This is a genomic window from Thiomicrospira microaerophila (assembly GCF_000934765.1).
GTDB lineage: Bacteria > Pseudomonadota > Gammaproteobacteria > Thiomicrospirales > Thiomicrospiraceae > Thiomicrospira > Thiomicrospira microaerophila.
Genome location: NZ_JYNN01000021.1, coordinates 43,988 through 51,460 on the forward strand (window position 1 = coordinate 43,988; position 7,473 = coordinate 51,460).

The window sequence follows — 7,473 nt, forward strand, 5'->3', positions numbered from 1 at the left end:
GCCATGAATAGTGAAGAAAAGGTCCTGGTAAACATCACGCCGAATGAAACGCGTGTTGCTTGGGTTGAAAATGGCGTGTTACAAGAGGTATGGGTTGAGCGCTCTAAAAAGCGTGGCCTGGTTGGTAATATCTATTGGGGAAAGGTGGAGCGAGTTCTACCCGGTATGCAGGCCGCGTTTATTGATATTGGTTTATCGCGCGCCGCTTTTTTGCATGTTTCTGATTTATCAGATGACTTGATACAAAAAAAATCACCTGAAACACCTCAAGATATCGCCAAGCTCTTGCATGAGGGGCAGAAGCTTATGGTTCAGGTGGTTAAAGACCCTCTCGGAACGAAAGGTGCCAGGGTAACTATGCAGGTTTCCATTCCTTCTCGTTTGCTCGTTTATATGCCATCTGAAAAAACCTTGGGAGTGTCCCAGAAAATTGATCTTACCGAGGAGCGAGAGCGGCTAAGAGAGTTGATGAAGCAGATTCCCGAGGCCAAAGCGATAGATGGGGGGTTTATCGTCAGAACGGTGGCGGAGGGCGCGCAGTTCCATGAATTAAGAGCAGATATGATTTATCTTCAGCGCCTCTGGCAATCGATTGTTGAAAAATCACAGTTAGCGGTGAAACCGCAAATTATTTATGAAGACTTACCCCTGTACTTAAGAATTTTACGAGATATTCCTAACGCTGGCATTGAGAAAATTCGCGTTGATTCTGCTGAAACCTATTCAAAAATGCAGCGTTTTGCACAAATGTATGTGTTGGAAGTAACTGATAAACTAGGACACTACCAAGGCGAGAGGCCCATATTTGATCTGTATAACATCGAGGATGAAATTCAAGCGGCACTTGAAAAACGCGTTCCGCTGAAGTCGGGAGGTTATTTAATTATCGACCAAACAGAAGCGATGACGACCATTGATGTAAATACAGGGGGGTTTGTCGGCCATAAAAATCTTGAAGAGACCATCTATCGTACGAATTTAGAAGCGACACAAACGATTGCAAGACAGCTGAGATTGCGAAACTTAGGGGGTATTATTATTCTTGACCTGATAGATATGGAGGAAGATGAGCATAAAACACATGTTTATGATGCATTAATAAAAGCTCTTGCTAAAGATCGGGTCAAAACATCAATAAGTGAAATCTCAAGGTTAGGCCTCATTGAGATGACTCGTAAGCGTACTCGTGAAAGTTTGGAGCGTACATTGTGTGAGACTTGTCCTGTTTGTAATGGTCGAGGCGTGGTCAAAACCGGCGAAACCGTAGCCTATGAAATATTTAGGGAAATCACGCGTATGGACAAATCCTTTAATGCTGAGCGCTACCGTGTGATTGCGGCTGAAAGCGTAGTCGCTAAGATAATGGATGAGGAGTCGGAAAGCATTGCTTCCTTGGAAGCATTTCTAAAAAAACCCATTAGCTTTCAAGCAGAAAGTTGTTATCCAGCCGAGTTTTTTGATGTTGTGATGATGTAAGCTGTCTTGTTACTAGCCCGAATATTGAATAAACTCCGGTTGCCCGTTTTTTATTTGAATGAATTTAGCGGATTGAGGGTGCCAGTCGCCGACAACCCAACGTGTTTTATCTCCAGACTTTAAGTGAGTAGCGTGTCGATGAGGGCGGTGGGTATGGCCGTGGATCATGTGTTCAATGAATTTATGTTCAGCAAGTATCGTCTTTACGGTCTGTAAATTGACATCCATCGCTTGTTGAGACTTGCTAGCTGTAGCTTGACCTGAGTTTTTTCGCATAGAATCGGCTATCTTTAAACGTGTTTTTTGAGGTAAATGAAGAAATAGCCATTGTATCCAAGGTTTGTGTAGCCAGCGCCGCATTTTTTGGTAGCTTACGTCATCCGTGCAAAGTGTGTCACCGTGAAGTAGTAGGAATGGGGTGCCTTGAATTGTTTCGATGATGATGTCCTGTCGAATTACATCTGCTCCGGTGGCGCGTTCAAATAAACCGCGCATTAAAAAGTCGCGGTTACCATAAGCAATATGCAAGTGGGTGCCTTGGTCGCTAACTTGTTTGAGTAAATTAATTTCGGTTTGATAGCGGCTGAGTTCAATATCATCACCGACCCAGCTTTCAAATAAGTCGCCTAAAATGTAGATTTCATCTGCTTGAGGAGCGAGGCGAGTTAAAAACTGGTGAAAAAGTTGATTAACGGGGTGTTGAGGGTCTGGCTGAAGGTGAACATCAGCCAGAATATAGCAGAGCGCTTGTTGAGGCAAGGTTTAGTCAGCCTGAGTGACGGTGGTATTTTCGATCAAAATATCGTCGACAGGTACATCCTGATGTCCCATACGGTTGGTAGTTTTAACTTTTGCCATTGCTTCAACAACATCCATGCCTTCAACTATTTTGGCAAAAACCGCATAACCCCAGCCATGAACATCTTTGCTGGTATGGTCAAGAAACGCATTGTCTTTTAAGTTGATAAAAAACTGCGAAGTCGCCGAATTAGGCGCCATTGTGCGTGCCATAGATAGTGAACCTTTTAAGTTTTTTAGCCCGTTATCAGCTTCATTTATAATCGAGTCACGATTGGGTTTGGATTCCATACCGGGTTCTAATCCTCCACCTTGAACAACAAAGTTTGGGATAATGCGGTGAAAAATAGTGCCGTTATAAAAGCCCTCTTCAGCATACTGCACAAAATTAGCTGCACTGATAGGTGCGTTTTTGTGATCAACTTCAATTTTAATATCACCCATGCTAGTGTGGAAGGTAACCTGTGTCATGCGTTTTCCTTTGGTTAATTACTGGTTGTTAAAGTAAGTTATTTAATCTGTCTTACGCGTTCAATAATAACGGGTTCAATAGGTACATCCTGATGCCCTTGATGTCTTGTGGTCGGGACGGTTCGAATTTGATTAACCGTGCGCATACCCTCTGTTACACGACCAAATACGGCATAACCCCAGGCGCGAGGTGTTTTTTCCCGGAAGTCGAGCGAGTTGTTATTGGCGACATTAATAAAAAACTGAGAGGTGGCGGAGTGGGGGTCATTGGTGCGCGCCATGGCAATGGTGCCAATCCGATTCTGGAGACCATTGTCGGCTTCGTTTTGGATCGGGGCACGAGTCGGTTTACGGTTGAAGTCGGCATCAAAGCCACCGCCTTGAATCATAAAGTTACCAATCACGCGATGAAAAATGGTGCCATCATAATAGCCACTGTTAACATACGCCAAAAAGTTATTAACCGATTCGGGTGCTTCGTTTGGGAACAGTTCAATAATTAATGAGCCTTTATTGGTTTCCATTAAAACTTGCGGGTTTTCGGCTTTTGCTAAGAGGCCATTAAAGGCAAGGGTGATAGCCAGGCCTGTTAATAAAAAGAGTTTTTTCATGCGGTTTGCTCCTAATTAAGTTCAGCGTTATTTTAACATTGTTGGGTTTTAACGCTGACTTTTTTGCTTTCGATAGCGATAGAAACGATCGAGCTCAAACAAAATAAGCCCAAGCACAACCAGGCCTGCACCTAACCATATCGACCAATTGAGTATTTCATTGTTAACAAAGTAACCAAGCAATAAAGCAAATACAGGTGTGATCATGGGTATAAGGCCTAAGCGCATCGCATCCATTTGTTTAAGAACATAGTAGTAAAGTGCAAATCCAATAACCGAGCCGATTACAATTAAATAACCGATAGCGGCGAGGCTGTGAGGTTCAAGCGCTGGCCAATCAAGCAGAATACGGGGCTGGAAAATAAGGAAAACGACTGCTGTTATCCAAAGCGCACCCGTAACGACATGCAGCGGTGGTAAATTGTGTTGTGATTTTTTAACCAGCACGGTGCTGAGAGAGTGGAAAAATACACCGACAAGGGCCAGCCCAAGTCCCATCAGTTGCAGGCGAGACTCGGTCGGTTCAAGGTTGGGAACAAATAGCGCAACTAATCCAAGCAAGCTGATGCTGATGCCGAGCCATTTGTTTAAAGATAGACGTTCATTGCCGAGTAGAAAATATATTAACAATCCAGTTGCAATCGGCGTCATTCCCCAAATGAGGGCTATCCATCCTGAGGGCATAGTTTGGGCGGCCCAATAAACGGGTGTCATTCCGCCCAGTAGACCAATAGATGCGGCGCCATAGACTTTGATGGCGGGCCAGTCGAGAGCAAAACGTTGTTTGCTAAACAGTAGGGCGAAAGGCAGAATCAGCAGCGCACTTAAAATCAGGCGTGCAGCGACCCCAAAAAACCAGTCGGTTTGACCTGACCATTGGATAGCGAGGGGCGTGGTGGTCCAAATTGCAATCACCGCAAAATAAGCCAAAAGAACGGGCATGGTAGACTCGCTTACATTGAAATTGAGATAAGGTGTTAGGGTGAAACGAAAATGCCCAAAGCGCGATTTTTTGTAACCTTTCCTGCTGAAAATAACTGGCCGTTCATGCAGATATATACGCCTGGTTTACAGAGTTGTACGGCCATGCAAGCGGTGCCTAAATTAAACAGCGCATCAGAGTTTCCTAGTTTAAAAGGGCGCATGGCCCCTGTTAGAACGAGGGTTTTGTTGTTTAAATGTTCAAATCGCGCGTTCAGGTATTCGGCTGAATCGGTAAGTGTGTCGGTACCGTGTGTAATGACGATAAGTTGGCTTTCACAAGCCAAACAGGCCTGAAAGAGCTGTTCACGATCCTGTTCGTCCATCTCTAAACTATCTTTAAGCATTAGTGTTTGCAGATCAATATTAAGCTGGTGGTTCGCTTGATCTAGTATCTCACCTAGGTGACTCTGGCTAAAACACAATTCGCCCGTAATTGGGTTGTAGTCTTTATCTATCGTGCCGCCACACGCGAGTAGAGTGAGTGATAAGTGATTCATTTAGGAAAAACTTGTTTAAACGGTTTTACTTCAACTGTGTCATATACGCCAGCAAAGAAATAGGGGTCTTCATTCGCCCATTGATCGGCGGCTTCAAAGCTATCAAATTCAGCCACAATCAAACTGCCACTAAACCCCTCACCTTCTAAGTTGGGGTTAGGGCCTGCTATCACTAGGCGTCCAGCATTATTAAGTGCCTCAAGTCTTGCAATATGTGCTGGGCGAGCGTGTTGGCGCAAGGCTGAGCTGTTTTCTACATCGTAGGCAAAGATCGAAAAAAGCATACTTAGTTCTCCGTTTTTCTCTGGTTATTATCAAAAGCCTCAGGGGTAGGCTCTTTTAAGTCTTTTTCCTCCTGTTCCTCATCTTTAGTATAGCGGCTGATATAGACACCTTGAACCAGGATAAACAAAAAGGTTAAGCCCATTAAACCAAACAGCTTGAAGTTCACCCATGCATCGAGTGAGAAGTTGTAATAGACCCATAGATTAATTAGACCGGAGAACACAAAAAAGCCAATCCATAGATAACTCAAGCGTATCCAGATTTGATCAGGCAGGCTAATCATTGAATCCATCATTCGGCGCACAATTGGCTTGTTACCAAATACATAATGGCTTGCTAGAAACACCAGTGCAAACCCCCAGTTGACGACAGTTGGTTTCCAGGCAATAAAGGCTTCGTCTTGTAAAATAATCGTGGCACCGCCAAGTACAACAATCAGTGCAAGGGTGATTAGGTGAATTTTTTCTACTTTTTTATAACGGGCATACAAATAGCTCACTTGGAGTATAGTGGCGACAATGGCGACGCCCGTGGCGACATAGATGTCATACATTTTATAAGCAATGAAAAATAGAATAACGGGAAAGAGATCAAATAATAGTTTCATAGTTTTTTTACATTTTTAGTTGGTGAATGTGTCGTGCTGGTAATCAGGGTTACCACGCTATAGAATATGCCATTCTAAAGGGGAATGACGAAGAATGAAAGTTGATTTTCACTGCCACACCCAAGCGTCTGATGGAAGCTTGACGCCGCACCAATTAATTGACTTGGCGATTGAAAAACAATTAGATTGTCTTGCGATTACTGATCATGACACTACCGCCGGCTATCAGGCGGTGGTCGAGTATGCGAGACAACAGGGTTTGCGCTTGATTTCAGGTGTTGAAATGTCGGTGTTATGGCAGGGGCGAAGTATTCATATTGTTGGGCTAAATGTTGATACAGATAATCCGCTATTACAAGCCTTGTTGGCGGATATACGCGACAGCCGCTGGGCGCGAGTTAAACAAATTAATAGCAAGCTAGTTAAACGTGGGCATCCTTGTATGTTGGCACGTATTCAACAAATCGTTGGGGTCGGGGTGGCGGCGCGCCCACATGTCGCACAGGTACTAATTGAGCGTGGTTATGTAACTAGTCAGCAACAAGCCTTTGATCGATTCTTAAAAAATGGTCGCCCAGGTTATGTGAGTGAGGCGTGGCCTGCTTTGGAAAGAGGGGTGGCAACGATCATGCAAGCGGGGGGTATCGCGGTGATGGCACACCCAGAAAAATACAATATGACCAGTCGGAAGCTTAATCTGATGCTAACTGACTTTGCTCAAGCCGGTGGCAAGGGTATTGAAGTAGTGACCACGCCGAATCGAACATCTAATATAGTGGGTATGGCGGACCGCGCTAAGCGTTATGGGTTTTATGCTTCGGTCGGGTCGGACTTTCACCGCCCAGAGCATAAATGGCGAAACCTAGGTTGGTTGGCGGCTTTACCAGACGGGGTTGTGCCTGTGTGGCAGTTGTTTAGGGACTAGGCGTTTGCCGTGCTAACCAATCGGCTGCAAAAACTGACGCAACGCAGACTTTTTCGCTGCGACTAGTTTAGTCCGACGGGCTACAGTTAGTAAAGTAGCTCTGCTGTTCCGTTGTGTGGTTGGTTTATCCCGGATATTTAGCATCGCTTTCTTCGATTCATAAATCTCACGTGCCCTCGCTTGACTATTGATTTCCCAGTACTTTTTTCTCAGTCGGCTGCATGAATAACTAGAGCACGCCTTCGAAAAAAGCACTGGGAAACCAATATCCTGCGCGATCATCACGCGAATTTATCAAACATGCGGGCTAGATAGGAGCGCGTGTTGACTGGTAAGTTGTTGATAAATAGTCGCTGTAATAAAAAAATCAAAAAAATGTTAAATAACGCTTGCGTGAACCGGGATAGTCTGTAGAATACGCCTCACTTCGACGCTAAGGCGCTGAAGAAGAAACACGAAACGAAATTTGCAGAAAAAAGTTTGAAAAAAACGATTGACACGAGTTTCGAAGTTGGCTAGAATAGCTGGCTTACTGAGTGAGAAACACTTGCTTAGTGAACGAATTAAGTTCTTTAAAAATCAGGTAATTCAGAGATAATTTATGTGGAAGTGCGAAGATGCGCCGAAGCAAAAATTAACTCGAAACGACAAATGAAGTATAGGTAGAAGCAATTCTTCCATGTTAACTTTGTCAATTCCGAGTGTTTTATATATGTTCAAGATTAAACTGAAGAGTTTGATCCTGGCTCAGAATGAACGCTGGCGGCAGGCCTAACACATGCAAGTCGAACGGTAACAGAAGAGCTTGCTCTTGCTGAC

General features: G+C 44.2%; 9 protein-coding genes and 1 rRNA gene. 3 read left to right on the forward strand and 7 right to left on the reverse strand.

The window, feature by feature from the left end; genetic code table 11:
• Positions 1-3 precede the first annotated feature (3 nt).
• Positions 4-1,476: a ribonuclease G gene (gene rng, locus NA59_RS08275; protein WP_044410906.1), complete on the forward strand. Its 1,473-nt coding sequence runs from the start codon at positions 4-6 to the stop codon at positions 1,474-1,476.
• 12 nt (positions 1,477-1,488) lie between these two features.
• Here the strand turns inward: rng and NA59_RS08280 are convergent, their stop codons facing one another.
• From NA59_RS08280 to NA59_RS08310, 7 genes are read right to left on the reverse strand one after another with little or no spacing between them, the layout of a single operon-like run.
• The gene (locus NA59_RS08280; RefSeq protein ID WP_044410871.1) at positions 1,489-2,235 is read right to left on the reverse strand and encodes a UDP-2,3-diacylglucosamine diphosphatase; all 747 of its coding nucleotides are present in this window, start codon (positions 2,233-2,235) and stop codon (positions 1,489-1,491) included.
• A 3-nt stretch (positions 2,236-2,238) separates the two neighbouring features.
• Complete coding sequence (locus NA59_RS08285; protein ID WP_044410874.1) at positions 2,239-2,745, reverse strand: peptidylprolyl isomerase; 507 nt, start codon at positions 2,743-2,745, stop codon at positions 2,239-2,241.
• A 38-nt stretch (positions 2,746-2,783) separates the two neighbouring features.
• Positions 2,784-3,356, reverse strand: coding sequence for a peptidylprolyl isomerase (locus NA59_RS08290; protein ID WP_052501553.1), 573 nt, complete (start codon positions 3,354-3,356; stop codon positions 2,784-2,786).
• Positions 3,357-3,404: 48 nt separating this feature from the next.
• A complete protein-coding gene (locus tag NA59_RS08295) occupies positions 3,405-4,298 on the reverse strand; it encodes a DMT family transporter (protein WP_044410878.1) in 894 nt (297 codons plus the stop codon).
• Positions 4,299-4,333: 35 nt separating this feature from the next.
• Positions 4,334-4,837 (reverse strand): asparaginase domain-containing protein, encoded by a 504-nt coding sequence (locus NA59_RS08300; protein WP_044410881.1) that lies wholly within the window; start codon positions 4,835-4,837, stop codon positions 4,334-4,336.
• A complete protein-coding gene (locus NA59_RS08305; protein ID WP_044410884.1) occupies positions 4,834-5,121 on the reverse strand; it encodes a YciI family protein in 288 nt (95 codons plus the stop codon). Before NA59_RS08305 ends, NA59_RS08300 begins: the two co-directional genes overlap by 4 nt.
• A 2-nt stretch (positions 5,122-5,123) precedes the next feature.
• A complete protein-coding gene (locus tag NA59_RS08310; RefSeq protein ID WP_044410886.1) occupies positions 5,124-5,729 on the reverse strand; it encodes a septation protein A in 606 nt (201 codons plus the stop codon).
• Between the two features lie 94 nt (positions 5,730-5,823).
• On the opposite strand from NA59_RS08310, the gene NA59_RS08315 reads away from it, so the two are divergent.
• Together NA59_RS08315 and NA59_RS08320 are read left to right on the forward strand one after the other, a co-directional pair.
• Positions 5,824-6,654 carry a PHP domain-containing protein gene (locus NA59_RS08315; RefSeq protein WP_044410889.1) on the forward strand — a complete coding sequence of 277 codons (831 nt, stop codon included), beginning with the start codon at positions 5,824-5,826 and terminating at the stop codon, positions 6,652-6,654.
• 724 nt (positions 6,655-7,378) lie between these two features.
• A 16S ribosomal RNA gene (locus NA59_RS08320) occupies positions 7,379-7,473 on the forward strand; the annotation flags it as partial.